Source organism: Planctomycetota bacterium (assembly GCA_035384565.1).
In the GTDB taxonomy this organism is placed as follows: domain Bacteria; phylum Planctomycetota; class PUPC01; order DSUN01; family DSUN01; genus DAOOIT01.
In genome coordinates this window covers 1-2,108 of record DAOOIT010000154.1, presented here as the reverse complement: position 1 = coordinate 2,108, position 2,108 = coordinate 1, and the positions used below count along the sequence as shown (strand labels likewise).

Below are 2,108 nucleotides of genomic sequence, written 5' to 3'. Positions count from 1 at the left end.
TACTGCGCCGGCGGCGAGAGCCTGCACGACCTCAATGAGGCGCTCGGGCGTCTGGCCGGCTACCAGGTGATTGACACGGCGGCGCGGCTGCGCACCGTGGCCAACCGCTTGCTCGGCCGCGGGCCGAGCGTGTGACCGCGAAACATGCGAAAGGACGCGAAAGGATGAGCAACATGGGGAGCAAGCCATGATGGCGTTGCGACTGGTGTTCTACGGGATGGTGTGCGGCGGGCTGGTGGGCGGAGCGGTGCTGGACGCGCTGGCCCGTGAGCCGAAACACGCGATCGTCGCCTGCCTGTTCGCGGCGGCGAACGCGGTGGTCTTCTTCTGGAGGTGAACCGGATGATGCCGATTCGGTTGGGGCGGTGTCCCGTGTGCGGGTGCGTGCCGCGAGGGAAGCTGACCGTGGCATCGGTGGCGAAGTCGCTGGGCGTGACGGATCGGACGGTGCGGAACTGGCTGGCCGAGGGGAAGCTCGAGGGGGAGCAGTTCAACCCGCCGAAGGGCAAGTGGCTGGTGTTGCATCCGAGCGGCCGCCATGCTGCCCCCACATGCAGGCGGCCGGGGCGCCCCTCGGCGCCCAGGCCGCACGGGAGTGATGATGCTATGAGCCTACAGGCTCGCCAGGCCGACCTCCTCGGCGAATGCCCGCCAGGTCGGCCAGAACCGCTCGTCGCGGCTCGCTCGGTGCCGCAGAATCACGTGGCCGAGGCTACCTGCCGCCTCTCGGAGCGCGTCCTGGGAGCAATTCCGCTGGCCGTCCTCGCCCTCGAGGACGCGGTAGAGCCGCGGGCCGGCCAGGTGGTAGTGGCCCTCCTCGTCACCCCGGACATAGATGGCGAGGTAGAGCTGGTGCGGATGCCCGGCGCTCGCCGCCACGTGCGGCGGCAGGCCGGGCTGCGCGAGATACCAGGCTCGCGCAGCCGCGTAGACGGTTTGGGGATCGTATCGCATTGCTCAGGCCTCCGTGATAGGGGAGATGTCGCCCGCGGGTTAGTCGCGTCGGCTGGGGTGGTAGAGGCTCGGGCTGGTCGTGCCAACGATCCACTGGCCGGCGGGCACGGTGACGGTCGGGTGCTGGATGCCGTCGACAGCCTCGTGGACGATCCGCACGTCCTCACCCTCGCGGACCAGGATCATCCGCCCGACGCCCTGGACGTACGCGGACAGGACGGGCTGGGAGAAACGGTGGTGGCCGGCGCCCTGCCACTCGTGCGCGAACACCTCGGCAGGCTGAGCCTGCCCATTCGCTGGCCTGAGCAGGAAATCCCCCTGCTGGATGCAGCCCGCGTCGCTCGCGCCCAGGCCGAGCCGCCGAATGCGGCTCAGGAGCCGGTCGACCGGGCTGGTCATCCAGCCCTTCGATGCCACGGAGCGATGCGTGTAGATGTGGCCGCTATCGCCAACGAACACGATGAAGCAGAAGCGCTGGCGGCCGCCGGTGTGCCTGCGGTCGTTCCGCAGCCCCGTGAGGCCGGTGATCCGGAGCACCTGCCCATCGGCCGACAGCTCCTCGTAGCTCTCGTGGGTGCAGCCCCACTGCCCGCGGCGGCCGTTGCGGATGCTCCAGTAGGTGATGGTCACGCGCTGGGAGGCCTGGTCGACCTCGATGGTCGGGAACAGCTCCCGCGGCCCCGCCCAGTTGTCCAGAGACTCATACTCAGACTCGTATACCTCGAATGTGATGGCCATCTCAGTGGCTCCGGCCGCGGTCTCGGCTCGCGGCAGCCGTCCGAGAGTGTCCGCCCTCGGCGGCGGCGGCCGGCACGATGCCCCGGCCAGGCACATAGTTCCCGCAGGCGAATCGGATTGCGATCTCTGACTCGCGCGAGATCGGGAGCTCGCCCCTCTCCCGCCGCGCGACCGTATTGGGAGCAACGCCGAGGAGGCCGGCCAGTTGCGCCTGGCTCAGTCCGCGTGCCTCTCTCAGTTTCCGCGCTTCCGCGCCGCTCATTGTCCTCTCCTTTCTCCCTCAGTATACGCCACGTATATCCCAAAGTCAAGGCAATTTTGCCCGAGTATCCGCATGTCCTTCCGCCGCAAGGAGTTATGGATGCGGAAAAAATCGCGAGCTGCGGTGTCCGAAACGTTTGACGAGCGCGCGCTGC

The 2,108-nt window shown here is 68.5% G+C and carries 3 protein-coding genes; 1 reads left to right on the top strand and 2 read right to left on the bottom strand.

Features of this window, described 5'->3' with window-relative positions; genetic code table 11:
• Window positions 1–187 precede the first annotated feature (187 nt).
• Window positions 188–337: a hypothetical protein gene (locus PLE19_24020; protein ID HPD18015.1), complete on the top strand. Its 150-nt coding sequence runs from the start codon at window positions 188–190 to the stop codon at window positions 335–337.
• A gap of 275 nt (window positions 338–612) precedes the next feature.
• Here the strand turns inward: PLE19_24020 and PLE19_24015 are convergent, their stop codons facing one another.
• Entirely contained in the window at window positions 613–954 is a 342-nt protein-coding gene (locus tag PLE19_24015) for a hypothetical protein (GenBank protein HPD18014.1), read from the bottom strand.
• 39 nt (window positions 955–993) lie between these two features.
• Window positions 994–1,692 (bottom strand): hypothetical protein, encoded by a 699-nt coding sequence (locus tag PLE19_24010; GenBank protein ID HPD18013.1) that lies wholly within the window; start codon window positions 1,690–1,692, stop codon window positions 994–996.
• Window positions 1,693–2,108: the final 416 nt, after the last annotated feature.

Bases quoted from the DNA above. Each gene is read 5' to 3' on its own strand.
- PLE19_24020 (HPD18015.1), top strand. From the start codon at position 188: ATGATGGCGTTGCGACTGGTGTTCTACGGGATGGTGTGCGGCGGGCTG.
- PLE19_24015 (HPD18014.1), bottom strand. From the start codon at position 954: ATGCGATACGATCCCCAAACCGTCTACGCGGCTGCGCGAGCCTGGTAT.
- PLE19_24010 (HPD18013.1), bottom strand. From the start codon at position 1,692: ATGGCCATCACATTCGAGGTATACGAGTCTGAGTATGAGTCTCTGGAC.